The organism is Latilactobacillus parasakei (genome assembly GCF_049674265.1).
Taxonomy (GTDB): Bacteria; Bacillota; Bacilli; order Lactobacillales; family Lactobacillaceae; genus Latilactobacillus; species Latilactobacillus sakei.
The window spans coordinates 1,776,666-1,802,674 of record NZ_CP186861.1 but is presented as its reverse complement, the minus strand read 5'-3'; the positions used below and the strand labels follow the sequence as shown (position 1 = coordinate 1,802,674).

27 protein-coding genes are annotated in these 26,009 nt (G+C 42.4%); 3 read left to right on the top strand and 24 right to left on the bottom strand.

Going from position 1 to position 26,009, the window contains the following annotated elements; translation table 11 throughout:
• Window positions 1–24 precede the first annotated feature (24 nt).
• From rplA to ACPBEH_RS08925, 14 genes are all read right to left on the bottom strand, one after another.
• Complete coding sequence (gene rplA, locus ACPBEH_RS08990) at window positions 25–714, bottom strand: 50S ribosomal protein L1 (RefSeq protein ID WP_424348940.1); 690 nt, start codon at window positions 712–714, stop codon at window positions 25–27.
• A 98-nt stretch (window positions 715–812) separates the two neighbouring features.
• Window positions 813–1,238, bottom strand: coding sequence for a 50S ribosomal protein L11 (gene rplK / locus ACPBEH_RS08985; protein WP_004270859.1), 426 nt, complete (start codon window positions 1,236–1,238; stop codon window positions 813–815).
• A gap of 125 nt (window positions 1,239–1,363) precedes the next feature.
• On the bottom strand, window positions 1,364–2,221 hold the full coding sequence (locus tag ACPBEH_RS08980) for an alpha/beta fold hydrolase (RefSeq protein ID WP_424348939.1): 858 nt from the start codon (window positions 2,219–2,221) through the stop codon (window positions 1,364–1,366).
• 342 nt (window positions 2,222–2,563) lie between these two features.
• On the bottom strand, window positions 2,564–3,112 hold the full coding sequence (gene nusG / locus ACPBEH_RS08975; protein WP_011375364.1) for a transcription termination/antitermination protein NusG: 549 nt from the start codon (window positions 3,110–3,112) through the stop codon (window positions 2,564–2,566).
• A 97-nt stretch (window positions 3,113–3,209) separates the two neighbouring features.
• Entirely contained in the window at window positions 3,210–3,389 is a 180-nt protein-coding gene (gene secE / locus ACPBEH_RS08970) for a preprotein translocase subunit SecE (RefSeq protein WP_011375365.1), read from the bottom strand.
• Between the two features lie 9 nt (window positions 3,390–3,398).
• Window positions 3,399–3,548 (bottom strand): 50S ribosomal protein L33, encoded by a 150-nt coding sequence (gene rpmG, locus ACPBEH_RS08965; protein WP_011375366.1) that lies wholly within the window; start codon window positions 3,546–3,548, stop codon window positions 3,399–3,401.
• A gap of 125 nt (window positions 3,549–3,673) precedes the next feature.
• Entirely contained in the window at window positions 3,674–4,234 is a 561-nt protein-coding gene (locus ACPBEH_RS08960) for a sigma-70 family RNA polymerase sigma factor (RefSeq protein ID WP_424348938.1), read from the bottom strand.
• A 77-nt stretch (window positions 4,235–4,311) separates the two neighbouring features.
• Window positions 4,312–4,845, bottom strand: a complete 534-nt coding sequence (locus tag ACPBEH_RS08955; RefSeq protein ID WP_011375368.1) for an NYN domain-containing protein — start codon at window positions 4,843–4,845, stop codon at window positions 4,312–4,314.
• A 3-nt stretch (window positions 4,846–4,848) separates the two neighbouring features.
• On the bottom strand, window positions 4,849–5,736 hold the full coding sequence (gene rlmB, locus ACPBEH_RS08950) for a 23S rRNA (guanosine(2251)-2'-O)-methyltransferase RlmB (RefSeq protein WP_011375369.1): 888 nt from the start codon (window positions 5,734–5,736) through the stop codon (window positions 4,849–4,851).
• Complete coding sequence (locus ACPBEH_RS08945; RefSeq protein WP_004265086.1) at window positions 5,723–6,130, bottom strand: Mini-ribonuclease 3; 408 nt, start codon at window positions 6,128–6,130, stop codon at window positions 5,723–5,725. The genes rlmB and ACPBEH_RS08945 overlap by 14 nt, the downstream gene beginning before the upstream one ends.
• Window positions 6,127–7,533, bottom strand: coding sequence for a cysteine--tRNA ligase (cysS, locus tag ACPBEH_RS08940; RefSeq protein ID WP_424348937.1), 1,407 nt, complete (start codon window positions 7,531–7,533; stop codon window positions 6,127–6,129). Before cysS ends, ACPBEH_RS08945 begins: the two co-directional genes overlap by 4 nt.
• Window positions 7,534–8,199: 666 nt before the next feature.
• Window positions 8,200–9,312: a PIN/TRAM domain-containing protein gene (locus ACPBEH_RS08935; protein WP_011375372.1), complete on the bottom strand. Its 1,113-nt coding sequence runs from the start codon at window positions 9,310–9,312 to the stop codon at window positions 8,200–8,202.
• A 30-nt stretch (window positions 9,313–9,342) separates the two neighbouring features.
• Window positions 9,343–10,707, bottom strand: coding sequence for a DNA repair protein RadA (gene radA, locus ACPBEH_RS08930; RefSeq protein WP_011375373.1), 1,365 nt, complete (start codon window positions 10,705–10,707; stop codon window positions 9,343–9,345).
• Between the two features lie 72 nt (window positions 10,708–10,779).
• The gene (locus ACPBEH_RS08925) at window positions 10,780–11,319 is read right to left on the bottom strand and encodes a dUTP diphosphatase (RefSeq protein ID WP_011375374.1); all 540 of its coding nucleotides are present in this window, start codon (window positions 11,317–11,319) and stop codon (window positions 10,780–10,782) included.
• Window positions 11,320–11,514: 195 nt separating this feature from the next.
• Here ACPBEH_RS08925 and rpiA point away from each other — a divergent pair, with 195 nt between their 5' ends.
• The 3 genes from rpiA (at window position 11,515) to ACPBEH_RS08910 (ending at window position 15,546) form a co-directional block, all read left to right on the top strand.
• Entirely contained in the window at window positions 11,515–12,198 is a 684-nt protein-coding gene (gene rpiA, locus ACPBEH_RS08920) for a ribose-5-phosphate isomerase RpiA (RefSeq protein ID WP_424348936.1), read from the top strand.
• 474 nt (window positions 12,199–12,672) lie between these two features.
• Window positions 12,673–13,995, top strand: a complete 1,323-nt coding sequence (locus ACPBEH_RS08915) for an aminopeptidase C (RefSeq protein WP_424348935.1) — start codon at window positions 12,673–12,675, stop codon at window positions 13,993–13,995.
• A 204-nt stretch (window positions 13,996–14,199) separates the two neighbouring features.
• The gene (locus ACPBEH_RS08910; RefSeq protein WP_424348934.1) at window positions 14,200–15,546 is read left to right on the top strand and encodes a C1 family peptidase; all 1,347 of its coding nucleotides are present in this window, start codon (window positions 14,200–14,202) and stop codon (window positions 15,544–15,546) included.
• A 49-nt stretch (window positions 15,547–15,595) separates the two neighbouring features.
• On the opposite strand, the gene ACPBEH_RS08905 is transcribed toward ACPBEH_RS08910, so the two are convergent.
• The 10 genes from ACPBEH_RS08905 to ACPBEH_RS08860 all read right to left on the bottom strand — a co-directional run bounded on the left by ACPBEH_RS08905 (window position 15,596) and on the right by ACPBEH_RS08860 (window position 25,909).
• The gene (locus ACPBEH_RS08905; RefSeq protein ID WP_424348933.1) at window positions 15,596–16,918 is read right to left on the bottom strand and encodes a Sapep family Mn(2+)-dependent dipeptidase; all 1,323 of its coding nucleotides are present in this window, start codon (window positions 16,916–16,918) and stop codon (window positions 15,596–15,598) included.
• A gap of 22 nt (window positions 16,919–16,940) precedes the next feature.
• Window positions 16,941–18,053, bottom strand: a complete 1,113-nt coding sequence (locus ACPBEH_RS08900) for a M42 family metallopeptidase (RefSeq protein WP_424348932.1) — start codon at window positions 18,051–18,053, stop codon at window positions 16,941–16,943.
• Between the two features lie 12 nt (window positions 18,054–18,065).
• Window positions 18,066–19,130, bottom strand: coding sequence for a M42 family metallopeptidase (locus tag ACPBEH_RS08895; protein WP_424348931.1), 1,065 nt, complete (start codon window positions 19,128–19,130; stop codon window positions 18,066–18,068).
• A 14-nt stretch (window positions 19,131–19,144) separates the two neighbouring features.
• A complete protein-coding gene (locus tag ACPBEH_RS08890) occupies window positions 19,145–19,663 on the bottom strand; it encodes a GrdB-related putative oxidoreductase (RefSeq protein ID WP_076632139.1) in 519 nt (172 codons plus the stop codon).
• A 15-nt stretch (window positions 19,664–19,678) separates the two neighbouring features.
• Window positions 19,679–21,025, bottom strand: a complete 1,347-nt coding sequence (locus tag ACPBEH_RS08885) for a PTS sugar transporter subunit IIC (protein WP_104964579.1) — start codon at window positions 21,023–21,025, stop codon at window positions 19,679–19,681.
• Between the two features lie 65 nt (window positions 21,026–21,090).
• A complete protein-coding gene (locus tag ACPBEH_RS08880) occupies window positions 21,091–21,807 on the bottom strand; it encodes a GntR family transcriptional regulator, LSA1692 subfamily (RefSeq protein WP_025015974.1) in 717 nt (238 codons plus the stop codon).
• A gap of 16 nt (window positions 21,808–21,823) precedes the next feature.
• Window positions 21,824–22,777 (bottom strand): N(4)-(beta-N-acetylglucosaminyl)-L-asparaginase, encoded by a 954-nt coding sequence (locus ACPBEH_RS08875; RefSeq protein WP_424348930.1) that lies wholly within the window; start codon window positions 22,775–22,777, stop codon window positions 21,824–21,826.
• A gap of 168 nt (window positions 22,778–22,945) precedes the next feature.
• On the bottom strand, window positions 22,946–23,851 hold the full coding sequence (locus ACPBEH_RS08870; RefSeq protein ID WP_424348929.1) for a glycine betaine ABC transporter substrate-binding protein: 906 nt from the start codon (window positions 23,849–23,851) through the stop codon (window positions 22,946–22,948).
• A gap of 11 nt (window positions 23,852–23,862) precedes the next feature.
• Window positions 23,863–24,705: an ABC transporter permease gene (locus ACPBEH_RS08865; protein ID WP_035146647.1), complete on the bottom strand. Its 843-nt coding sequence runs from the start codon at window positions 24,703–24,705 to the stop codon at window positions 23,863–23,865.
• A 4-nt stretch (window positions 24,706–24,709) separates the two neighbouring features.
• Window positions 24,710–25,909 carry a quaternary amine ABC transporter ATP-binding protein gene (locus ACPBEH_RS08860; protein WP_011375386.1) on the bottom strand — a complete coding sequence of 400 codons (1,200 nt, stop codon included), beginning with the start codon at window positions 25,907–25,909 and terminating at the stop codon, window positions 24,710–24,712.
• Window positions 25,910–26,009 lie beyond the last annotated feature (100 nt).

Genomic DNA, 26,009 nt, shown 5'->3' with positions numbered 1-26,009 from the left:
ATGAGCGCTTTTTGCATTACCAACTTAGAAGCTAGCAACGTCAACTTTGACACCAGGGCCAAATGTTGAGCTAACTGATAAACTTGTAATGTATTGACCTTTAGCTGAAGCAGGACGAGCTTTGATGATTACGTCTTGCATAGCTTTAAAGTTTTCTACTAATTTAGCAGCATCGAATGATACCTTACCGATTGGTGCGTGAACGATACCAGCTTTATCAACACGGTATGCCACTTGACCAGCTTTAATGTCGTTAACTGCTTTAGTAACGTCCATTGTAACTGTACCAGTCTTAGGGTTAGGCATTAAGCCTTTAGGTCCCAAGACACGGCCTAAACGACCTACTTGAGCCATCATTGGTGGTGTAGCAACGGCAACGTCAAAGTCTAACCAGCCGCCTTGGATCTTTTCAACTAAATCTTCTGCACCGACTACGTCAGCACCAGCAGCTTCAGCTTGTTTTGCTTGTTCGCCTTGAGCGAAAACAACAACGCGTTGTGTCTTACCTGTACCATTTGGTAGTACGACAGCACCACGAATTTGTTGATCAGCTTGTTTAGGATCAACGTTTAAACGATATGCAACTTCAAGAGATGCATCGAATTTTGCAAAATCAACTTTCTTTACTAAGTCGATTGCTTCTTCAACAGTGTATGCTTTAGTAGCATCCACTTGCTTTGCAGCTTCTAAATAATTTTTACCTTTTTTAGCCATTAGGGTTTTCCTCCTTGCAATTGTGGTGAACGGTTTTTGACCTCCCACTTGATTTTTCAACTTTCATTGAAAATCCGACTGAAAGTGTCAAGCATGAATTAACCTTCGACAGTGAATCCCATGCTTCTTGCAGTACCTTCAACCATGCGCATAGCAGCTTCAACGTCTGCAGCGTTTAGGTCTTGCATTTTAGTTTCAGCGATTTCTTGCACTTGAGCTTTAGTTACAGTTGCAACTTTCTTAGTGTTTGGTTCGCCAGAACCTTTTTGAACACCGGCAGCTTTCTTTAAAAGAACTGCTGCTGGTGGTGTCTTTGTAACGAAATCGAATGAACGATCCTCGTATACAGTAATGACAACAGGAATCAATAAACCAGCTTGGTCAGCTGTACGTGCATTGAAATCCTTTGTAAAGCCCATGATGTTGATACCAGCTTGACCTAAAGCTGGACCTACTGGTGGTGCTGGAGTTGCTTTACCTGCAGGAATTTGAAGTTTTACGATGTTTGCTACTTTTTTAGCCACGAAACATACCTCCTTAAGTCCGTGATGTGGTTAAGATGGCCATTATATTTGGTCTCCCACTAGTGTATGAAAACATACTCTCATAATATACCAATCAATTCTGAAAAATGCAAGCTCTTTTAAAATTAGTCTTGCCATAAAAAATCACTAATTGCCTGATCGACTAACCGATTTTCGTGCAGCATGCTGTGAGCCCCACCGGCGCCTCTGACGAGCATTTCTTGATACCGGTCGATTCGGCCCCGCAATAAACTACGGAGCGCAAAACTGCTATCAACGGCCACAGAACCATCGTGCCGGTTGGTGCCCAACAATTCGCCAGCGACATTCAAAACGCTGACTGCCGTTGGAAAATGTGCTATTCGTTTGGCTAAATAATTATAATTGGCCGTTTTTTTTCGTGGCCCCCGTTGCGTTAGCTCACTCAAAAAGACAGTTGCGGTATCCGGCCCAATCGACGGGTCGTTAACCGGTGCCGCTAATAATACAACAGCTTTGACTGGCACAGCAGTCGGCGTTAATAAGTAACGTAATACTGTGATAGCCCCCATCGAGTGTCCCACCAAATTAATCGTGGTTACGTCGTAATCTTTTTTCAAGATGGCTACAATTTGGCTGAGCCAGCGAACTTGATCCTGCACATCAGCATGATTATTTTGAAATAGGACTTGAATCGTCGGATTACTGGCCGTCAATTCTTGTGGGCCTTTAAACGTTAAGGTCCCGTCGGCAGCAACTTTGATAACTAACGCTTTTTTGGCGACCCCCGTTTTTTGCAGACGCATCAATAAATGCCCCATAGAATACCGATTCCCCCGATAACCGTGAATAAACAACGTCGGCACTGTTTCATAGTGCGTTAAGCGTGGGTGCCAATGAGGTTGCACGTGAGCTAATTTATAGTAATCAAGTCCAATTAAACTCACTGCTGCCACAACTAAAATAACAATGACTGCTAATAACTGATTAATAATCTGCCACATATTCATCACATCATTCTGTCTAAAATAAGAGGTGCGTTTGAAACGCTTTGACTTTGAGCATTAGCACAGCTCGGCGAATAACTGCTGCAAGCAGTTGTTTGACGAGTGACGCTAAGCGCAGAAGTCAGTTTCAAAAAGCACGTTTCCACTATTAATATTCGACTATCAAATAAGGGACCGAAACAAAAATTACTTTTGTCACGGTCCCTAGGTTATTGCTTAAACGTGCTTTTACTAGTAGCTTTCTACACTTTGCTACACTTGTCAAATGCTCAAAAGCTAAGCACTGGTAACGCAATCTTAATTAAACGTGTTCTATAAGCCATATCCTTGCGGCGCACTCTAAACTAATTCGTCTACTTGATCGTAGTCTAATTCTGTTGCCGTTTCACGGCCAAACATATCGATATTAACTTTTAACTTCATCTTTTCGTCGTCAACTTCTGTAATTTGACCAACTAAACCAGAGAAAGCACCATCAACGATTTTAACAGATTCGCCCACTTTGAATTCAACATCCAAATGACGTGTGCTCATGCCTAATTGACGTAAAATTTGGCTAATTTCATCGTCTAATAATGGGGCTGGTTTACTACCGGCACCGTGAGAACCAACGAAACCAGTTACACCAGGTGTATTCCGAACAACGAACCAAGCTTCGTCTGACATCACCATTTCAACCAAAACATAGCCAGGGAAAGTTTTCTTCATATCAACTTTATCCTTACCATTTTTGATTTCATGTTCTTCTTCTTCAGGTACAACAACGCGGAAGACGTTGTTTTCCATTCCCATTGATTGGGCACGAGATTCTAAGTTCGCCTTAACTTTGTTTTCGTATCCTGAATAAGTGTGTAATACGTACCAGCTTTTTTCGAGTGATTCAACCATGTTTGTTCTCCTTTAAATACCAAAATAAAAAAACTCCGACCACGCGAAGTTTTCTGCTTGCCACAAGTATAGCAAAACCAGCTTCATTAAGCTAGTTTTAAAAAATAAATAGTTCAAGAAGTTTGAGAATTGCTAAGTCAACGACGCCAAAGAAAATTGCGTATAAAACAGATGTCATGACAACAGTTGACGTATCCTTACGCGTTTGTTTGGCATTAGGCCAAGTAACAATTTTCATTTCTTCAACAACGCTTTTTAAAAACTTAATCATCTTCATCCTCCTATGTTAACGTGTTTCTTTATGTTGTGCGTATTGTCCGCAATGTTTACAATATTTGTTTAACTCTAGACGTTCTGTCCGATTCTTGTTTTCAGCAACGTAATAGTTACGTGAACCACAGACAGTACAGGCTAAGGCGACTTTCTTAACACCCATGACTAAAAGCCCCTCTCTAAGTGATGTTTATCCCATTCACTTTATCATGTGCAGGCGAACCTGTCAATCTTAGAATCCATCAACAAAAGCGGTGAACCCGTTTAGTCCGGTCCCACCGCTTTTGGTTAACGATTCTCTTGATAATACCGTTTTAACTTAGTCTGACACCTTGATTGGCCCCGTTTCAACTGATCAATCGTACAATTGAGTTGGCAACAAGCTTCATCAATTGAAAGCTGACCAGTCAGCACCCGAAACGACACTAATTCAAATGGCGACAGCGTTTCAAGATAACATCGCAATTCAAACTGCGATTGATAATAAGTGACCGTATCTTCTGAAATCGCGTCACGTTCTGGTCGTTCCGCAATCAATACTGCCTGACGATCACCTCGCCGTTTTTGCGCGAGTTCTCGGCGCAGTAAATTTAAAATGTGGTTTTTAAAGCGTAATTTATAGAAACTTCCAAAACTTTTGCCTTTTTGACAATCGTAACACTGGCAAGTTTCGTAACAAACAATCCGGGCTTCTTGTAACCAATCGTCTTCATCGAATAACCGGATATAATATGGCGCCACGGTGTGATACACCATCGGCAAATACGCCTTGAATAATACATCTAATGCTTGTGAATCATTCTGAGCCACTGCTGAAATCAGCAGTTCGTCGCGCTTTGTTTGTTCCATTGACCGAAACTCCCTTCACGCAACAACCATACAACTATTTTAGCAAGAGTTCGCCCAGTCTGTAAGCGAACGCCTGTTTAATCATTTTTTTCGTCACTCAATTGGTCGCGCATCTGCGCTAAACGTTCTAGTTGATCGTCATTCCACGGCCGATTACGTTGCATCACCTTGCTGTGATAACGTTTAGCGTCATGGTCAATCTCGCGGTGCGTCCGCTTAATCTCACGATAGAAATCGTGAGATGAAACTCGCAAAGCCCCCCGCGAAAAGATTGTCCATTGTTCAGCCTGATCACTTGAAACAACGGTGACCTGATTAATCGGTGACATCAATTTACCCGCTAAGGCTTCAATATAACTATCCGCCGTTTCATCTTCTTCAGTAAAAACGACCTCAAGATTATATTGCTCATAACTTTGTTTAATCCCTGGCACATACATCGCATCAAAGACGAGGATAATTTCGATTTCACGAAACTTCCGGTACTCCGATAATGTTTGCAATAAACTATCACGCGCATCTGCCAAGTGATCATTTTGCTTTAACTTATTTAATTCAGGCCAGTTACCAATAATATTGTAGCCATCTGCAATTAAAATTTGCTTTTTCATAAGCTATACCAAAGGTTGACGGCTGTTATAAGCCTGATACATGAGAACCCCCGCAGCAACACTGGCATTTAAACTTTGCACATGTCCCACCATTGGGATTGTCAAAGTTTGATCAACTTCTTTTTTAACGATTGGTGAAAGGCCCTTGCCTTCGTTACCAATAATTAAACCGATTGGGCCCTTAGCATCCCACTTACGATAGTCAGTGCCGGCCATATCTGTACCAAAAATCCAGAGACCGCGGTCTTTGAGTTTTTTGATTTCTTGCGTTAAGTTCGTGACACGCGCCACTGGAATATGTTCGATTGCACCCGTTGACGTTTTAGCAACTGTTGATGTTAACCCAACGGCACGGTGTTTCGGAATGATAATCCCGTGCACGCCAACCGCGTCAGCTGTTCGCATGATTGAACCCAAGTTATGGGGATCTTCCAAGTTATCCAAGATCAAGATAAAAGGTTCTTCTTCTTGTGCTTTGGCCTTAGCAAAAATATCATCAACACTCGCATATTCAAACGGTGCGATTGCTAAAATAATCCCTTGGTGATTTTGACGATCACTCAATAAGTCTAACTTGTTCTTAGGCACATTTTGGATGATCAATCGTTTTTCTTTCGCCAATTTAACGACATCATGTACGAAGTCGGCTTTCAAACCATCTTGAAGGAAGATTTTGTTGATCTTCTTGGCATCGCTCGTCTTCAATGTTTCTAAAGAAGCATGTTTCCCGATGACGAAATCAGTTTGTTCTTCAACCGCTGCTTCTTCGACAGGTGCTGCTGGTTTCTTGTTAGCTGGGCGCCGTGTTGGCTTAGCAGTATTTTTAGCCGTCCGACGACTGTTAAATTCATTATTCTTCTGATTATAAGATTGGTTATTATTTTTTCTCATGGGTCCTCCCAGCGTCGACTTGTTGAATACACCAGTGGGCTAATTCAGCGACGCGCTCTTGTTGTTCAGTTAAGTATAGATAGCCAAAAACCGCTTCAAAACCAGTTGAGGTCCGATAAGTCGAAACACTCGTATTCTTGGCTTTCGTATAACTTTTGGCATTTCTACCGCGTTTAAAAATATTCATTTCTTCTTCTGTTAAATAGTTATCATCGATCATCAAACCAATCAAAGCAGCTTGGGCTTTAGCAGACACATAGTGTGTTGCGACTTGTTGCAAGCGAGTAGGTTTGGTTAAGCCGAGTTCTAATAAATGGGCCCGCACGTAAACTTCATAGGCTGAATCCCCCATGTAAGCTAAGGCAATCCCGTTTAGTTGTAAAGCATTTTTCATGCGCGTCTCCATCTCATTCCTTGTGGTGTATCTTCCAAAATAATCCCTTGATTCTTCAATTGATCCCGAATCGCATCACTCTTAGCAAAATCTTTAGCTGCTCGAGCGGCTTGGCGTTCTTCAATTAAACTTTCAACTTCGGTATCCAATAATTGGTCCGCTTTAAACACAACACCAAAAATGGCTAATAATCGCGTTAAGCGGGTTGCCAATGACGTTAATGTATCGGATTGAACCGTTGGCTGTTCCAAATATTGGTTACTTAATTTAGCAAGTTCGTACAATTGGGTTAAGCCATTTTGAACGTTAAAGTCATCATCCATTGCTGTGACAAAAGCGGCTTCCAATTCAGCTGCCTTATCCATCACAATTTGATCTTCGCCCGGTTCAGCCGTTGGTTGACGGAAAGCCAAGTTATCAAGCGTCGTCTTCAAGCGATCCAAATTAATTTGAGCTTCTGCCAACAATGATTGGCTGTAGCGAATTGGACGCCGATATTGCGTACTGCTCATCAAGAAACGCAATGCTTGTGGATTAACTTCTTGAATCAAATCGTGAACCGTCACAAAGTTACCCAGTGACTTACTCATCTTTTGATCGTCATCCCCAACCGTTACAAACCCATTGTGTAACCAGTAGTTCACAAAGGTTTTGCCAGTCTTGGCTTCACTTTGGGCAATTTCATTTTCGTGATGCGGGAATTCCAAATCTTGGCCACCACCATGAATGTCGATCGTATCGCCTAGGTATTTAGTCGACATCACAGAACATTCGATATGCCAGCCAGGTCGGCCCTTGCCCCAAGGTGATTCCCAAGCAATCTCATTGCCTTTTTCAGCCTTCCATAAGGCAAAATCGATTGGATCTTCCTTACGTAAAGTTTCTTCTGTTGCCGTATGTTCACTAGCGCCTTGTTCGAGTTGATCAAGATCTTGTCCAGCAAGATGACCGTAAGCCTTAAACTTACGAGCCCGATAATAAACATCGCCGTCAACGGCATAAGCATAATCTTTAGCAATCAAATCTTGAATGAACGCTACGATTTCTTCAATATTATCAGTTGCTCGCGGATTGAGCGTTGCTGGTTCAATATTGAGGGCTTTGGTATCTTCTTTAAAAGCCGTGATGTAGCGGTCTGCTAATTCTGGCACGGTGATGTTTTCCGCGTTAGCCGCTTTAATCATCTTATCGTCAACATCCGTGAAGTTTGAAACGTAATCAACTTGGTAACCGCGGTATTCGAGATAGCGGCGAATCGTATCAAACGCAATGGCACTACGCGCATTACCGATATGAATATAGTTATACACAGTTGGCCCACAGACGTACATCTTAACGCGGCCTTCTTCAAGGGGTTTAAAGGTTTCTTTTTGACGTGTGAGGGTATTATAAACAGTAAGCATCGAATCTTCCTTTCTTAAACGTGCTTTCATTAACAGCTTTTTCCGCTTAGCTACGTATTGCAAACGACCGACTCGGTCGGTCATTCACAACACTGTGCTAATGCTCAAAAGCTACCCGTTAATGACGCACTCTTCTTTTAAACGTGCTTTTTGGTCGCAACAACTTCCGCTTAATCTAAAATTACAAATAATCCTAAAACCGGGATTATTCGTAATTTTTTATTAATGCTCAGTTGCTGACCGCAACCAAGAGCACTCTTCTTTTAAACGTGCTCCTGCAGGCATCCCCCTCCGGTTAACGCTGAATGTCAAACGATTGCTTACAGCAATCATTCGCCATTCTGTGTTAATCCTCAGGAGATAATCGCCTAAAAAGAGCACTCTTCCAAATAAAAAGCGCCCTTTGTTAATTAACAAAAGACGCCGGTTGAGCGTGGTTCCACTTTTCTTCGCAAAAATGCCTCAAGCAGATAACGGTGTCCCGACTAGCAGCCAAAGTCCACTAGCATCTCCAAGGTGCATTTCGACTAGCCCAATTACTTCTTCACAGCGCCCAGAAGCTTTCTGAAAATCCGGCTAATCTACTTCTTCTCTTCATCAATTTATACAATTTAGTTAGTCTCAATAATACCGATTATTGGTGACTGTGTAAAGTCATCTGAATGCTTATTTTTCATTCAAGCCTTTTTGTTGGTGCGCTGGTTTGGCGAAAATCATCCGCCCAGCAGCAGTTTGTAAGGCACTTGTCACAATCACATCTAATGGTTTATTAAGATAATGTTGGCCATCTTCAACAACAATCATCGTCCCATCTTCAAGGTAAGCAACCCCTTGTTGACGTTCGGTTCCGGCTTTGACCACTGTGACAGTCATCGCTTCACCAGGTAAGACAGCTGGTTTCAACGTATTGGCCAATTGATTGATATTAAACACAGGAACGTTTTGGAATTCACAGACTTTATTTAAATTGTAGTCATTTGTGACCACAATTCCGTCTAGCAACTTCGCTAACTTGACTAGTTTGCCATCGACTTCCGTTAAATCTTCGAAATCACCATCGTACATTTCGACAGACAAACTTTCGTCCTTTTGTAATTCATTCAAGATATCTAAACCACGACGACCACGTGCCCGTTTTAAGTTATCCGCAGAATCGGAAATTAATTGTAATTCATGTAAAACGAAGTTCGGCACCATCAACGTGCCTTCGATAAAGCCCGTCTTAGCGATTTCCTTAATCCGACCATCAATGATGACACTCGTATCCAAAATCTTGTACTTGCGGAAATTATCGTCTACTTTGCGTTCCAAAACATCGGCATTACGCTTCTTAGGTTGTAGGAACTTACGCCATTCATCTAAGCGGGTCGTCCCCACCTTGAAGCCTAAGTAACCGAGCGCAATCATCAATAGGATTGGCACAACAGTGTTCAGAACAAAAATCGGCATCCGGTATAACGGAATCGAAACAACATTCGCTAATAACAAGCCAATTAATGAAAAAACACTCCCAAATAATAGGAAACTAGGTGATTGTTTAAACAACGTCTTTTCCAATTGACGCATCGCCCGTAACATCGGATTAGCCAATACCAAGAATAAAAGATAAAAAATAATTGCACCTAACACGGCATTGGTAATGCCATTATTGAGATATGTGACTAATTCTAAATGAACAACTCGCCAGAATTCCGGAAAGGCCGTGATCCCTAAAGCACCCCCTAGAATTACAAAGACAATTCCTAACACTCTTCTTTTAGTTAATGGTTTTTGTTGCATCATAAAACCTCCTCTCGCACCAACTTATGCCTAGTTGAATACTTTTTTTAAAGTTTCTGCAATTGTGGTGACCCCAACGACTTGAATATCAGTTGGTGGATCCCAACCTTGCAAATTATTTTTAGGAACATAAATCCGTTTAAAACCTAATTTCGCTGCTTCACCAACGCGTTGTTCGATCCGGTTGACCCGCCGAATTTCACCCGTCAAGCCAATTTCACCGACAAAACAATCGGTTGGTGGAATTTCTTTATCACGATAACTGGAAGCAATTGAGACGGCCATCGCCAAATCAATCGCCGGTTCGTCTAACTTAACCCCACCGGTTGCTTTAAGATAAGCATCTTGATTGGAAAGCATCAAACTCGCCCGCTTTTCTAAAACTGCCATAATCAATGACACCCGATTATGATCTAATCCCGAAGAAGTCCGTTTTGCATTTCCGAACAAGGTTGGGGTAATCAAAGTTTGTAACTCAACCAAGATTGGTCTTGTCCCTTCCATTGAAACCACAACCGCCGAACCGGTCGCACCAGCCAGCCGTTCTTCAAGGAAAATTTCGGATGGATTAGCGACTTCTTGCAAGCCTGCTTCCCGCATTTCGAAAATCCCGATTTCGTTGGTTGAACCAAATCGGTTTTTAACAGACCGTAAAATTCGGTAAGTGTGATGAGTGTCACCTTCAAAGTACAACACGGTATCCACCATATGTTCCAAAATCTTAGGGCCGGCAATTGCCCCTTCCTTCGTCACATGTCCCACCACGAAAATGGTAATCTGATTCGTTTTAGCAATCCGCATCAATTCTGCGGTTACCTGGCGAACTTGCGAAACACTCCCGACTGCGGAAGTCACTTCTGGTTCACTCATCGTTTGAATCGAATCAATCACAACGTATTCTGGTTTGAGCGTTTCGATTTGGTGGCGAATATTGCCCATGTCCGTTTCGGGATACAGATACAATTGATCGCCGTTAACTCCTAATCGATTCGCCCGCATCTTAATTTGCGAGGCACTTTCTTCACCTGAAACATATAGGATCTTACCCACTTTTTCAAGTTGCCCTGAAACTTGTAGTAACAAGGTTGATTTCCCAATCCCAGGATCCCCACCGATTAAAATCAGTGACCCTGGCACAACGCCGCCACCTAAAACACGATTCAATTCATTTAATTCCGTTTTAACACGGGGTTCTTTTTGGATATTAACGGTACTAATTTTTTCAGGTTCAGTGGCGCGCCCTGAAATTGTGAAATTTGATTTTGCCGCTGCGGCTGGTTGTTCACGTTCTTCAACCATTTGGTTCCAAGCACCACAATTCGGACAGCGCCCCAAGAATCTGGGGGAACTATAGCCACAATTCTGGCAGACAAACTGCGTTTTAACTTTAGCCACAAGATTCTCCTTTACTACCCTTATTGTCTACTATTTTAGCACATATCGGCGATTGATTGCCGTTAGTACGGACTAGCGACCAGATGAACCAAAGCCACCGGTCCGTTTAGTTGTCACAGCCACTTCATCATCAGCTACAAGGTATGGCATGAAAATACCTTGACCAATCCGTTCACCCTTACGTAAAATAACGTCGCGCGGGCTGAAGTTTAACATTTGAATGAAGATTTCACCTTCGTTGGCATCATTACCATAATAATCTGAATCAATAATCCCGACACCATTTGGAATCACTAACCCTTTTTTCAAGGGATTGCTTGAACGATTGGCAATCATTAAATATTCATCATCTTGCATATACGCCTTAATCCCCGTTGGTACTAAGAAAGGTTTCAACGTCTTAGAAGCCCGTTCAAAGTCATCATCAACTAGTGGTTTGCCGTTTCGAATCATCCGAAATAGACGGACAAAATTATAATGCCAGATGGATGGTAAAACGAAGTCCTCTGCACAAGCAAAATCGTATCCTGCTGAATGCGCAGTCGACCGCACTGGTAAACTTAAGTTTGCTGATTGGTACTTGGTTACTATTTCGAATCCTCGTTTTTTCATCTAAAAAAGCTCCTATATATTAACACCTGATTTGGCGCTATTTTTTACTACTGTATCATACCATGAAAACCAACGGACTTGAATAATCCTTCCGACCGATTTAATAGAAATTTTAGCAAAAAACGCCTATTTTAAAGCGCTTTTTTAACAGTTATTGCGTATAATAGAACTATTAACAATAGAAGAGGTGTCTTAATGGATAAGAATGCAATGAAAAAAATGGCTGCTGAACGCTCAGTAGACTACGTTGAAGACAATATGATTTTAGGACTTGGGACTGGCTCAACGGTCGTGTACATGGTCGAAGCCCTCGCTAAACGTGTGAAGGCTGAAAACCTCCACCTAACTTGCGTCTGCACATCAATCAGAACCGCAGAACAAGCAACATCACTCGGCATCCCCGTCAAAGCACTCAATGAAGTCGATCATATCGATTTGACAATTGATGGTGCCGATGAAGTCGACGCTAACTTCCAAGGGATTAAAGGCGGTGGCGCTGCCCACTTATTTGAAAAATTAGTGGCAACAACCTCAACACGCAACATCTGGATTGTTGACGAAGAAAAAGTAGTCGATACAATCGGTCGCTTCCCACTCCCCGTTGAAGTGATTCCTTTTGGTAGTCAACAAGTTTTCAACAAGTTCGTCAAAGAAGGCCTCAATCCCGAATTCAGAACAACTGAAGACGGTCAACGCGTCTTAACGGATTCAAAAAATGAAGTGATTGATCTACACCTTGAAAAAATCACGCATCCGCACTTGCTAGCAACTTGGTTAAGCGAACAAGTCGGTGTCGTTGAACACGGCTTATTCTTAGACCTCGTCAACGAAGTCGTAGTAGGCTCACCAGAAGGCGTCAAAATCTTAAAAGCAAGATAAAAACAGAGTGCCCTTGCAAGTGTTTAGATTCTGAGCATTTGCCTAGGCCAGTGAATAAGCGACGCAGTCGATTATTTGCGGGACGTAGCAAAGCACAGGAATCTACTTGCAATGGCACGTTTTAATTTAGAGTGCCCTAGCAACCGCTTTGATTCTGAGCATTAACATAGGTAGGCGAATAACCGATGCAATCGGTTGTTTGACTAACGGCGCTAAACGCAAGAATCAGGTTGATATGGCACGTTTTGGATAACCTACTCATCAAGTGACTAGATTATGCCAATCCCCCAATAGCCATCATACTCGTTATGATGGCTATTTTTTTATCTTTAACGCCACAAATCAATTCTCATATTAACCGTTTTCTTCCTCATTTTTAATTTTCCAATAATATTATTATCCCATCTATCTCATGTTTACTTCTCCCATTAAATCAACTAGAATTAGGGTATATTGAAATTAAGGAGTGATTAGATGACCCAAGAAATTACACATGCTAATTTAATCAAGATGCGCCAAGCACTCGCCGACATGCCGCAAGCCCAAACACTACGTAATGCCGTCATGAATAACGGGATTAACGCGGTCGCTCAGCGCCCTAATGCTGCCGTAACCCTTGACCCAACCTACTCGATAGACTTACCAACCGGTGATGTCAGCTTCCAAAAAAAGAGTGGTCGTTGTTGGCTATTTGCCACACTCAATACACTTCGTCATGATTTCGAACAACAATATAACGTAAAAAACTTTGAACTTTCTCAAAACTACCTCTCATTCTGGGATCGCATTGAAAAAGCCAATCTTTTCTACGAAAAAATCCTAGCAACAGCTACTAAACCCATTACGGATCGCGAAGTCGCCTTCGCACTTGCCGGACCTGATTTTGACGGCGGCCAATGGGACAATGCAGTCGCATTAATCCAAAAATACGGTGCCGTTCCCAAGTCCGTCATGCCTGAAACATACAATAGTGATTTAACCACTGAATTCAACAGTACCTTAAACCTTAAATTACGGACAGATGCGATTAAGCTCCGCCAATTAGTTGCCGATCAAGCACCCTCTGACAAGATTAGCGAAACTAGAACGGCAATGTTAAGCGAAATCTACCGTCTCAGCGTTTACGCTTTTGGCGAACCCGTTGAAACATTCGACTTCGCCTATCGCGATAATGATCAACAATATCACCTTGACCAAGGCCTCACACCACTGAGCTTCTATCAAAAATATTTGAATCGCAATTTTGATGATTACGTCACAGTTGTCAGCAGCCCACAAGCAAGCAAACAATACAACCAACTTTACAGCTTAGACTCACAAGATACCGTAGTTGAAGGCCATCCAATGCGCCTATTGAACCTCCCACCCGATCGTCTAAAAGCACTCGCCATTCAGTCACTTAAAGCTGGCGAACCAATTTGGTTTGGTAACGACGTGCTCGCCGACTTAGACCGCCAAAAAGGTTGGTTGGACAGTAATCTTTATGACTACTCAAGTCTCTTCAGTATTGATTTAACAATGCCTAAAGACCAACGACTCGATTATCGGCAAGGCGTTGTTTCCCACGCAATGACTTTAACCGGTGTCAACCTAGTTGACGACCAACCCACAAAATGGAAAGTTGAAAACACTTGGAGTGACAAGGTCGGCAATAAGGGCTACTTCAGCATGAGCGACGCTTGGTTTGATGACTACGTATACGAAGTGGTTATCAAAAAAGAATACCTCACAAAAGAAGAACAAGCCTTACTAGACCAAACCCCAATCAAACTAGATCCATGGGACGCACTCCAATAGAGTGCATCATCAACGGGTAACTTCTGAGCACTTACAGCACTTGACGAATTGGCGATTTCATCGCCAATTTGGCAAGTGAGGTAAAGCGGAATAAGTTGTTGATGAAAGCACATTTAAAGAAACGAGTGCGTTCAAGCACGTTAATCCAAGTTATATATTCAATCATCAATCTATTATCACCAAATTCCAGAGGAGGTTTTTCATATGGTTCAACCCATTACAGCAAAAGATATCCAACAATTCAAAGCCGACTTCAAGGCAGTCCCACAATCAAACGTCATCAAAAATACGGTGATGAACAACGGCTTTTTAGCCAGCAGTCAAAATACAACTTCAAAGGCCTTAATGGACCCAGTCTTTTCAATCGATTTAGACACTGGTGCCGTTTCAAATCAAAAGCAATCCGGTCGTTGCTGGATGTTTGCCGCATTAAATACGATGCGCCACAGCTTACAAGCACAATTCAAGATTAAAGATTTCGAGCTTTCACAAAATTACACTAACTTCTGGGATAAATTTGAGAAATCAAACTACTTCTACGAAAATGTCTTAAAGACAGCCGATCAACCAATCGGCGATCGCAAAGTCGACTTTTTAATGACTACGCCCCAACAAGACGGCGGTCAATGGGATATGTTATGCGCCCTGATCGAAAAATACGGGATTGTGCCTAAGTCAGTCATGCCCGAAACTTATAACAGTGAAAAATCAAGCGAACTCAACAGCGTCTTAAACCTTAAACTTAGAAAAGATGCCGTCATACTTCGTCAATTAGTTGCCGATGGTGTCAGCGAAGCCGATATCCAAGCAAAGAAAGATACAATGTTGACCGAAGTTTACCGGATGCTTGTTTTCGCATTGGGCGAACCACCCGTTGAATTCGACTTCGAATACCGCGATGATGACCATAACTACCACATCGAAAAAGGCCTCACACCACAAACTTTCTACCAAAAATATGTTGGTTGGGACCTCGAAAATTACGTTTCATTAATCAATTCCCCAACAGCGGACAAACCATACAACCACTTATACAGCGTTGAAATGCTCGGCAACGTGGTTGGCGGCCGTGAAGTTCGCCATTTAAATCTTGATATCGATGATTTCAAACAACTCGCCATCAAACAACTCCAAGCTGGCGAATCAGTTTGGTTTGGTAGCGATGTTGGCCAATCATCCGACCGTAAACTTGGTATCATGGATACTGAAATCTATCAAAAAGCAGCATTACTCAACATGGACCTTTCAATTTCTAAAGGCGAACGCTTAGATTACGGCGAAAGTTTAATGACACATGCGATGGTCATTACTGGCGTTGATATCGTTGATGGTCAACCAACGAAATGGAAGGTTGAAAACTCATGGGGCGATAAAGTCGGCACTAAGGGCTACTTCGTCATGAGCGACAGCTGGTTTGACGAATTCGTCTACCAAATCGTCATCAACAAACGCTTTTTAACAGCAGAAATGCAACGGATTGAAAAAGAAGAATACGATCACCCAACCGTTCTCGCACCATGGGATCCAATGGGCGCATTAGCAAGTCGCTAAACAAATTAAAAAGGCCAGGACAAATTTGTCCTGGCCTTTTTAATTTGTCCTAATCCTGTGTCCCAACAACTAACAAACTATCGTAATAAATTTGCATCATCATTTGCCAATCGCTGAATTGGAGCCATTCATCACCCTTATGCGCGATGCCCTTTTGTCCTGGGAAAGAAGGCCCAAACGCGATGATATTCGGTAAGGCGCGGGCATAGGTCACCCCGGTTGTCGTCACCGGTGTGCCATCTAAACCCGTATCAGCCGCATAAATCGCCGACAATTGTTGAATAAATGGCAATTGTGGATCGGTCACTTGCGATGGATACCGCCGCTTAACCGTCACCGTCATCCCCGGTAACAACGCCGCTTCGATGCCAGCTACCAATTGTTCTTCAGTCACCGAAATCGGATAACGACACGTTAGATGACAACTCAACTGTTGCGCCTCAATTGACAACCCATAAAAGGCTAACTGCAAAGCACCCGAGGCCACATCTTCAAAATTAATCCCCAAGTTTTCCCCAGTTGATTGATTACCAATTTTAGCATTAAGCCACTGATAGAATTGGCCGGTCTGGCCCGTCAATTGGCTAGCATCTGCCACTAATTTCGGCAGTACATTATCCGCCATTTCAGGCGCGTTACTTGGCGCCTTTTGACCCTGATAGGTTTTGACCGTCCCATCGGCTAAAAGAAGGCGGGCGTGATCCGGTAAATAACTTTTGGCAAACTGCCCATCAATCGCCGTGATTTGGCGCTCAGAGCCATCTGTAATCGGCAACGATAACTGAACGTCTAACAAACCACGTTCCCCGTAAACGGCCGGAAACTTGCAATCTGGCGTAAAACCGGCGTACGGCGCTGCTTCTTGTTGTAGATACACCGGAATATCTTGGCTCCCTGATTCTTCATCCGTGCCAAAAATAATCCGAACCCGGTGCTTAAATGTTATTTTTTGCGTTTTAATCAGATAAAGTGCAAACAACGTGGATAAGAGTGGCCCTTTATTATCCAAAACACCACGTCCATACAAGAAGTTATCCACTTGGGTAAGGTCAAACGGTGGATAATGCCAATCATTCTCAACGTCGACTACATCCAAATGACCCAAGATGCCAAAATAGGTTGGTGCTTGGCTTTCATCCGGCCCATATTCAGCCCAGCCAACACAATCACCGACTTGCCCAGTTCTGAAGCCCATTCGCGTCGCAATAGACAACACCGTTTCCAATGCTCGTTTAGGCCCAATCCCAAACGGTGCTTGATACGTTTTAACGCCACGAACACTCGGCACCCGCAAAACAGCCTTCAAATCGGCCAAAAATTCGGCTTCATATTGTTCAAATAAAGCTTTAAAATCTGCTCGAATCGCTTTCACAAAAATGGCTTCTTTCTATCGTTTAATACGTCTTTTCTAAAGCCTGACGCGTCGCTTCTTTAAACAGTGCGACATCGGCCTTCGTTAGTGACTGACAAAATACGGTCAATAACTGAATCGTTTGTTTGTAATCATCTTGATGGACCATCAACCGCGGTGAATGCATATAGCGGGTTGGCATCGAGATCGTCATTGTCACGACCCCATCCATCGCCTTATGAATATTACAAGCATCCGTCCCACCAACGGTCATAAAGTCATAACGCACATCTAATTTTAAATCAGCAACAAGCCGTTCCATTCTGTACAACAATCCTTTGTTAGCCATCGTTAAAGAATCTAGTACAGCTAAGACGACCCCCCCGCCTAATCGATTACTGTTTTCATTATCGAGTGGTGTGTCCTTAGCTGTTGTGACATCGAGTGCAATTGCTAAATCCGGTTGAATTTGATGAACCGCTGTCCGTGCACCACGAATCCCCACTTCTTCTTGTGTCGATCCTGTGAAAAAGAGCGTTGCTTCATGCGGCTTTTGCGCTGTTCGTTTCATCACTTCTAGCTCCGCACCCAAACTAAAACGATCATCCCATGCTTTCCCAGCTAAGAGGTTAGGATCATTCATTTGCCTAAACGGAATATACGGTGTAATCATATCTCCAATACGAATTCCTAACGCTTTGATTGCCTGACAATCAGCGACCCCCATGTCCAAAAACATCGTCATTGGCGTCATCACCTTATTTTTGACCTCGTCGGGTAAACCATGTGGCGCTCGACTACCCACAATACCAATATATTTTTGACCAGTTGCTGTCGTAACAGTCATTTCTTGAGCAGGCATCACGTGTCCCCACCAACCACCAACCGGTAATAACTTAAGATAACCTTCTGGTGTAATCTGACGGACCACAAACCCCACTTCATCCATATGCGCTGATAACATCACTTTGGGTCCTTCTGTTGTCGTGCCGTTTTGCTTTAGAATGATTGATCCCAAGTTATCATAACTAATCTCATCTACATATGGTTGGGCATAATCATGCACTAACCGACTCACTTCACGTTCACGCCCACCAATGCCATCAGCTTCACTGAGTCGGCGCAATAAATCTATATCGATTATCTCTTCTACCATTTTTTCACCAACTTATCGATTTTCTGCTTTAAACGCTTGAAGACTATCATTATCGATTTGCTTAATAAATTGAATCAATCCCGCCTTAGCAGCTTGATAATCAGCAGCAGCAATTACCGAGCGTGGCGTATTCATATTTCTAACCGGAATATTCACGAAAAGCGTTGGACAACCCGTCCGTAACTTATTCACCCAACCTGCTTCAGAATCGGCCAATGAATAGTAATATTGATAAGGAATTTGATCTTGTTCACAAGTTTCACGGAAAGTTTGAAGTAATAACCGATTAGGTAAAACCGTTTTATCATAGTAATTCAATAAAACGCCATCCCCTAACACCCCTATTCGGTCATCAGAATCAGTTTGATAATCAAAAGCGGCATCTGTATCTAACATAATTGCTAAATCAGGCGCCACTTTATTCGTCGCCGTCTGGATTCCCCGCAAACCCACTTGTTCCTGAACTGTGCAGCCTACATATAAATCAAATGGTAATTCAATATTTTGTAAGGCTTGCAATAGTTCAATCCCCAGAATAGGTGCATAGCGACCATTCCAATTACGACTCATCAATGCGCCACTTTCAGTTTGAACAAATGATGTTGCAAAACTGAGCGTATCACCTAACTGCACACCAGCCTTTTCAACTGCTGCTTTACTTAAAAAGCCAAGGTCGACTTGCACTTTATTCATCTTATCGACACCTTGATTATTTTCCGTTTGGGCTAAAATTGTGCCTTGATAAGATTGCCCAGCAAAATCGCCTTGAATACTAGCCCCTAACAAACTATTAGTTGGCATGTCGCCGAGTAATAAAGCTTGCAGTAAGCCATTATCTAACACTTTAGTCACGATTAAACCAACCTCGTCCATATGCCCCGAAACCATCACATGCGGCGCATTTGGTGTTTGACTCTTTTTAACCGCATAAATCGATCCTAAGTTATCGTAAATCACTTCGTCTGCTAGTTGCGCATAATCCTGTTTTAAACGCGCCGCAACTAACCGTTCATTGCTAGCAACCCCGTTAATATCGGTTAGTGCCTGCATCAGGTCGATTGTTTCTTGATTTAGCATTTCATCACCCACAATTAATAGATTTTATCGCTTGGAAACTCAGAAATATCACCGTGATTAGCTTTTATCCGGCAGAGTGCCAAGATGTCTTTTAAAGCATCACTCAAGCCAGTCCCACCTTTTTTAGGCATCTTAACAATATCAACACGTTGGCGATATTGATCAATTACTGACTGGCATTCTTTAGACATCGCAGCCACAACTGGAATATCAGTTTTTTCGGTCACTAAAGCCCCCGTTTGGGCACACATTTCAGCGTATTGTTCATAGTGAAAAGCTGGCCCACAAATGACAACATCTGGGTGCAACTTTTTAATCATCGCTGCCAACTTCAGGCTGACCTCATCTTTGTGATCCATGAAATTTTGATCACCACAATATAAGGTCACCGCGATTTTTTCATCCTTTTCTAAATACTTTTCAAACATATCGGCAGAACCCATCGCCATTTTTTTACCACCCAAGGGTAAATCGCCACGTTCGGTGCCACCTAAACCTGCTTGAATTTGATCCAATAAAATTAAAATTTCCATGACTATTCTCCACCTTTACAAATTCAAGTCTGCTTCCGTTAAATCATCAAATGAAATATCTTCTGCTTTAGCCATCTCTGCGTCTTGTTCTTCTTTGATATATTGTTTATCCAATGTCTTAATGAATGGGTAGTAAATTAAACAACCTAATGCTAATAATGCGAATTGATAGAGTGAAGCCACAATGCTCCCGGTTGAAAGGTAGCCGGAAAAACCGATTGGTGTTGTCCATGGTAAGGCCACCCCGTTGGTATATGGAATCAGCCCCCATTTTGTTACCATCGTTGATAGCAAGAGGTTGATAAGTGGTACTAAGTTAAATGGAATAATGAGAATAGGATTCAACACAATTGGCAACCCAAAGATGATTGGTTCGTTAATGCCGAAAATTCCTGGTAAAATAGCCAACTTCCCAAGTTGTTTAATTCGTTGTGAGCGACAGAATAAGAGCATCACGATTAATAGTGATAAGGTACTCCCGCCGCCACCGAAGTTAGTGAAAAAGTTTGAGAATGGGTCAGTGAAGATGTTAGGCAATGCCTTATGCGCTTGGAAAGCATCCAAGTTTTCCATTGTTAACACTTTAGAAATTGGTGCAAAAACAGAATTAGCAACTGCTGGTCCGTTAATGCCAAAGAACCAGAAAATCGTGCAGGCAAATCCGTAGATAATCTGGGCAGTTAAAGTATTACCGGCCCCTTTTAATGGCACTTGCAAAATCTCGAAGATGAAATTATACAGTGTTTCGTATGGTGTTAGTCCGAAAATAATGCGAATTGCGAAGAAAATTAACATCACTACTGCACTTGGAATTAATGCTTCAAATGATTGCGAGACTGCAGGTGGTACACCATCAGGCATTTTAATCGTCCACCCTTTTTCAGTGACATAACAATAAATGGGCACTGCAACAAGTGCGACAACTAGTCCCAAGAAAATCCCATTTGTGCCAAGGTAGTTCATATCCAAAGCTCCATCAACGGGTTCTTTTAGATTTTCAACAACCATTTTAGTCGGTGTTAGGATTAAAAAGGCCACTAAAGCAACTGCGGCTGCTTGAATTGCATCCGTATTTTTTTGTTTGCCATAAGCGTAAGCCGTACTAAAACAAGTGAAAAAACCAACTGTATTAAAGACAGCACGAGAAACGTTAGTAAACCAACTTTCCCAACCAGTCCCTAAGAATTGCCCCCAGAATTCAGACCAATGCGGAATTGGAAAGTTAGCAATTAATAGGAAAATCGAAGCGACAATAATTAAAGGTGTTGTGATCAAGAAACCATCCCGAATAGCGATTAAAACTTTATTACTCCCCAGTTTTATTGCTAACGGCATCAAGAATTTTTCTAATTTATCAAACATGTTTAATCCTCCAGATTAAAATTTTGTCTTACCTACCTGCTAATGAACAATACCTCCTTCTGACATTAATGTTTACGACTCAAGATATTGTGGAACGTGTACTTGTCAGCCCGATAATGGGAATTATCATAAAAGATTGGGTAGCCATCCATCGAATAGGCGACCGTATGCGCCAAAAAGGCGGGCTGTCCTGGTGTTGTTTCTAATAATTCGCTTAACCCCGGTTCTAAGATAACAGCTTCTAATTCTTGTTGCGCATAACCAATTGGCATCTCTTGTTCAATCAAACGGTAGAGAGAGCCTTGCGCTTCGTGGGCCGTCAAGTTGGGGAGTATTCTTTGTTTAAGGTAAATCTGTTCGTGCGTCATTGGTTCGTTATCGGCCATCCGGATGCGTTCAATCTGCCAAACCGGTTCTTGCTCGTTGAGTTGTAATTTAGACGCAACGTAGTCTGGATAGACAATTGCGCGGCGCAAATCTAACACCCGAGTGCTCGCGTCCAAGTGTAATTCCTTGGCGGCTTCGGTAAAACCCACTAAACCGCTAGCCCCACTAGAAATTTTGCCTTCGGTCGCTAAAACATAGGTCCCACGATTCCGATCACGGACCACAACCTGTTGTTTTTCGAGTAAGTCAATTGCCTTGCGGATTGTTAACCGTGTCGTCGCAAACTGCGCGGCTAAGTCCGTTTCTGACGGTAATTTTTGATGGACACCATAGATTCCCGCCCGGACATCTTCGTTTAACGCTTCTGCAATTTCGACATATAGATACTTCGCCATTTTCTAAATACTCCTTCTAATCAATTGGGGCCTTAATTCGTTTTTCGTAAGCTATTAACCAAGCTTCGGATATTGGTTCAATAATAGTGGTCTGATCCGGCCCTGGATTAGCCATATAAATTTGCGGTGTCTGTTCATCATTTCCCGCCGCAAAAGTGAATTCAACATTGGTGGCCACGCCCCATTCACCTTGATTATTCAATGCAATCAGTGAGAATTCACCCACCTTGCCGTAGCGTTTCTTAAGTTTTTCAACAAATGGATAAACGGCTTGATCACAAGCGGCTTGCGGCGATAATCCTGAACCCATCAATCTGACAATTTCGTAAGAAAGACAGCCCTTCATCAAATCTTCGCCTAATCCCGTTGCGGTGGCGCCACCGATGTCACTATCCACATAAAAGCCACTGCCAGATAACGCGGAATCGCCTGTGCGTCCTGGCTTTTTCATGAATAAACCAGAAGTCGAAGTTCCGGCTGCCATGCCAGCATCTTGATCCAAACTCACCATGCCAACCGTATCGTGTCCGTCATAAGGACTAAGATTTTTTTCGTTAATTTCTTGAACGCGTTTAGCCCATAGCTTATGCGCGCGTTCGGTTAACATGTTGCGTGCTTCAAACCCATTGAACATCGCATATTGTGATGCGCCGGCACCTACTAGAAAACTATTAAAATGATCATTGCTCAATTGGCGCGCAACCGAGATGGGATTTTTGACATCGCTAATCCCCGCAACCGCTCCGATCGCAAACGTATTACCATCCATAAAGGCCGCATCCATTTCAACTAGTCCTTGCGCATTCGGTAAACCGCCATAGCCAACCGATTTAAAAAATGGATAATCTTCGACTTCTTTGATAGCGATTTCAATTGCATCCGTACTTTTGCCGCCCGCTTCAAGCGTCGTCATCGCTTTGGATAATCCTTCATAAGCCATTCGCCATGTGCCAATCATTGCATGCGTCATAATCGTTCATCTCCAAATTGTAAGCGTTTTAATAATTGTAGTATAAACAAAATTGTATATACAATCAAGTTATTTTCCAAAATAAAAAAGCGTTGCGGCAAAAGATTCCTTTTGCGACAACGCTCTTTTCAATCATCAACTATTGATGACCGGATAACACCTATTTTTTTATTTCGTTTTTAAATCGTCAATTGAGTTCACATTGGTCATGTACTTCGGCACAGCCAAGCCAACTTTGGCGCCTTCTAAGTTAGGTCCTAAGTCTTCAAACTTGCCTTGATAATCCTTGTAGTACAAACCAGATGTCTTTGGTAACCAAGCAGCAACCTGTGCATCGGCCGCTTTAGTTGCGACTGACGCCCACATTGGTTGGATTTCCATTGCCTGAATTGTTGGTTCATAACCTTGTTGACGGAGTACTTCCGCAACAACGTTGGTTGAGGCAATTTCAGAATCCCAAGCGACATAAGTTAACTTAATTTTCGTACCATGAACTTTTTTAACACCCTTGGTCCATTTAGCAACTTGTTTTGGATTAGCTTTAATCCAATCTTTAGCCGCCTTTTCTGGATCGACGCCATCATTAACTTGTAACATCACTTTTGACATTTCCGCTGGTGTCCAGTGGAACCGGTCAAGGATGGTATAAGCTTCCGGCATATCTTTTTTGAGCCCTTTTCGAACAATCGTATTGATATGTTCAGCCTGACCAAAGACATTTTTAGGATCCTTCAAAAACTTGATTGGATATTTTGTAAACATCCAATGCGGTTGCCAACCCGTAATCACGATTGGCCGCTTGTCAGCAATTGCTTTGTCCAAAGTACTGGTCATCGCAGCGGTTGAACTGGTTTGTAATTGCCAGTTTTGGCCTTCCAAATGATAGGTTGATAAAGCCTTTTGCGTTGAAGCCATAATACCAGCTCCGGCGTCAATCCCTGTAATCGTATAGTTGATTTGTGGGCCTAACTTCTGCTTAGCATCATATGGCTTAGTTTGTGAGCTACAAGCACTAAGCAACGTTACCAACCCAATTAAGGTGAAAAAAGCTATTAATTTATTCTTCTTAATCACTAAATCCCTCCTTAATGTTGTCGTTGTCTGTTTAGCGCTTGTGTCAAACGATCAATGATAATCGCCAAGATAACGATTGCCAAGCCAGCTGCAAAACCGCCCCCAGCATCGTTCCGACCTACGGCGAAGTAAACCCGGGTTCCAAGACCCATTGCACCGATCATTGAAGCAATAACGACCATTGATAAAGCTAACATCATACTTTGGTTAACGCCGGCCATTAAGGTTGATTTGGCAAGTGGTAATTGCACTTTAATCAACTTCTGCCATTCTGTTGAACCGTAAGAATCTGCGGCTTCAATTAATTCGGTTGGCACTTGGCGAATCCCAAGGTTAGTCATTCGAACCGTTGGTGGCATGGCAAAAATCACTGACGCGAAAACGCCGGGCACCATCCCGATGCCGAAAAAGGCAACCGCTGGAATCAAGTAAACAAAGGCTGGCATGGTCTGCATAAAATCAAGAATTGGTTTAAATATTGCCTGGGCAATATCACTTTTAGCCATCCAAATCCCAAGTGGCACACCAATCACTAATGAGATTAAACTAGACGTCAACACAAGGGTTAACGTTTGCGTCATATCCCGCCAGAAATCTAAGTTCCAGATTAAAAGAAGACCGGCCACTTCAAAGATGATTAAGCCCCACTTCTTCGTATCGCGATTGGCGAAGTAAGTGACACCCGCGATAATCACGATAAATAACCAGATTGGAATTAAATCAAAGACCCATTGGAAGCCATTGATAATCCCACCGATAAAGTTTGTTAAACCATTAAAGAAACCTGTAAATTGTGTTAGCCAATCGACAAAACTGTCCATCCAACTAGCAAGTGGTAATTTAGGAATTGTCATTAAATTAAGCAAAATGGTTCACCTCGTTTCCTGCAAGTGCGCCTAAGACGGCACCGCGAATGATGATCCCACGTAATTGTTTTTTCTCATTTAAGACGGCAAATGGAATCCCGGTTTGTGAAATATCGTCTAGAATATCCGCAATCGGTGTTTCTTCAGTGGTTGTCGGTACGTTTGCATTAACAACGGATTGAAGATCCCGACTTTCTTTACGAACTAATTCTAAAACATCCCGCGCATCGATAATCCCGACCAATTCACGTTTGTTATTCACAACATAAACGGTTGAAACTTCATTTTCACGCATACGTTTCAAGGCCAAACGTGGGCCATCTTTTTCGATATTGACCGTTGTTGGGCGAATCATAACGTTGCCGGCCGTATAAACCTTACTACGATCGACATTTTCGATAAATTTCTCAACATATTCATCAGCTGGACGCGTTAAAATATCTTCCGGTGTCCCAGTTTGAACAATTTCGCCATCCTTCATAATCATGATGTGATCGCCGATTTTGAGGGCTTCGTTTAAATCATGACTAATAAAGATAATTGTTTTGTGCATTGTTTCTTGTAAATCAAGTAATTGATCTTGCATATCTGACCGGTTTAATGGATCTAACGCTGAGAAAGCTTCATCCATTAATAGGATTTCTGGATCATTCGCTAAAGCACGTGCTAAACCAACCCGTTGTTGCATCCCACCAGATAATTGTGTTGGATATTGTTCCCCATAACCGTTTAAACCAACGAGATCTAACGCTTCATTAGCTTTTTGATCGCGCGTTTGTTTATCAATCCCTTGAATTTCTAATCCATAAGAAGTGTTGTCTAGGATTGTGCGGTTTGGGAAAAGTCCGAAATTCTGAAAGACCATGCTCATTTTCTTGCGCCGGACTTCAAGTAATTCTTTCTTATCAATCTGCATTAAATCTTCGTTATCTATCAACACACTACCTTCAGTTGGTTCGATCAATCGGTTAATCATCCGCACCAATGTTGATTTACCACTACCAGATAGTCCCATAATAACGAATATTTCGCCAGATTCGACTTCAAAGTTAGCCCGGTCGACACCGATTGTCGCACCTGTTTCCTTTAGAATCTCAGCCTTACTCTTACCTTGCTTCAATAGTTCTTTGGCCCGCGGCACCCGCTTACCAAATATCTTCGTTAAATCTTTGACTTGTAATTTGACAGTCATAGAATCCCCCTTTGATATAAATTTTTCTGAAAACTATACCTAAAAAGTATACTAGTTTATTGAACAGGTTGCATATCGCCAGATAACCCTCTCATCATTT

Excerpts from the sequence above, each read along its gene's own strand:
- rplA (WP_424348940.1), bottom strand. The coding sequence starts at position 714 with ATGGCTAAAAAAGGTAAAAATTATTTAGAAGCTGCAAAGCAAGTGGAT.
- ACPBEH_RS08980 (WP_424348939.1), bottom strand. The coding sequence starts at position 2,221 with ATGTGGCAGATTATTAATCAGTTATTAGCAGTCATTGTTATTTTAGTT.
- nusG (WP_011375364.1), bottom strand. The coding sequence starts at position 3,112 with ATGGTTGAATCACTCGAAAAAAGCTGGTACGTATTACACACTTATTCA.
- secE (WP_011375365.1), bottom strand. The coding sequence starts at position 3,389 with ATGAAGATGATTAAGTTTTTAAAAAGCGTTGTTGAAGAAATGAAAATT.
- rpmG (WP_011375366.1), bottom strand. The coding sequence starts at position 3,548 with ATGGGTGTTAAGAAAGTCGCCTTAGCCTGTACTGTCTGTGGTTCACGT.
- ACPBEH_RS08960 (WP_424348938.1), bottom strand. The coding sequence starts at position 4,234 with ATGGAACAAACAAAGCGCGACGAACTGCTGATTTCAGCAGTGGCTCAG.
- ACPBEH_RS08955 (WP_011375368.1), bottom strand. The coding sequence starts at position 4,845 with ATGAAAAAGCAAATTTTAATTGCAGATGGCTACAATATTATTGGTAAC.
- rlmB (WP_011375369.1), bottom strand. The coding sequence starts at position 5,736 with ATGAGAAAAAATAATAACCAATCTTATAATCAGAAGAATAATGAATTT.
- ACPBEH_RS08945 (WP_004265086.1), bottom strand. The coding sequence starts at position 6,130 with ATGAAAAATGCTTTACAACTAAACGGGATTGCCTTAGCTTACATGGGG.
- cysS (WP_424348937.1), bottom strand. The coding sequence starts at position 7,533 with ATGCTTACTGTTTATAATACCCTCACACGTCAAAAAGAAACCTTTAAA.
- ACPBEH_RS08935 (WP_011375372.1), bottom strand. The coding sequence starts at position 9,312 with ATGCAACAAAAACCATTAACTAAAAGAAGAGTGTTAGGAATTGTCTTT.
- ACPBEH_RS08925 (WP_011375374.1), bottom strand. The coding sequence starts at position 11,319 with ATGAAAAAACGAGGATTCGAAATAGTAACCAAGTACCAATCAGCAAAC.
- rpiA (WP_424348936.1), top strand. The coding sequence starts at position 11,515 with ATGGATAAGAATGCAATGAAAAAAATGGCTGCTGAACGCTCAGTAGAC.
- ACPBEH_RS08915 (WP_424348935.1), top strand. The coding sequence starts at position 12,673 with ATGACCCAAGAAATTACACATGCTAATTTAATCAAGATGCGCCAAGCA.
- ACPBEH_RS08910 (WP_424348934.1), top strand. The coding sequence starts at position 14,200 with ATGGTTCAACCCATTACAGCAAAAGATATCCAACAATTCAAAGCCGAC.
- ACPBEH_RS08900 (WP_424348932.1), bottom strand. The coding sequence starts at position 18,053 with ATGGTAGAAGAGATAATCGATATAGATTTATTGCGCCGACTCAGTGAA.
- ACPBEH_RS08895 (WP_424348931.1), bottom strand. The coding sequence starts at position 19,130 with ATGCTAAATCAAGAAACAATCGACCTGATGCAGGCACTAACCGATATT.
- ACPBEH_RS08890 (WP_076632139.1), bottom strand. The coding sequence starts at position 19,663 with ATGGAAATTTTAATTTTATTGGATCAAATTCAAGCAGGTTTAGGTGGC.
- ACPBEH_RS08885 (WP_104964579.1), bottom strand. The coding sequence starts at position 21,025 with ATGTTTGATAAATTAGAAAAATTCTTGATGCCGTTAGCAATAAAACTG.
- ACPBEH_RS08880 (WP_025015974.1), bottom strand. The coding sequence starts at position 21,807 with ATGGCGAAGTATCTATATGTCGAAATTGCAGAAGCGTTAAACGAAGAT.
- ACPBEH_RS08875 (WP_424348930.1), bottom strand. The coding sequence starts at position 22,777 with ATGACGCATGCAATGATTGGCACATGGCGAATGGCTTATGAAGGATTA.
- ACPBEH_RS08865 (WP_035146647.1), bottom strand. The coding sequence starts at position 24,705 with ATGACAATTCCTAAATTACCACTTGCTAGTTGGATGGACAGTTTTGTC.
- ACPBEH_RS08860 (WP_011375386.1), bottom strand. The coding sequence starts at position 25,909 with ATGACTGTCAAATTACAAGTCAAAGATTTAACGAAGATATTTGGTAAG.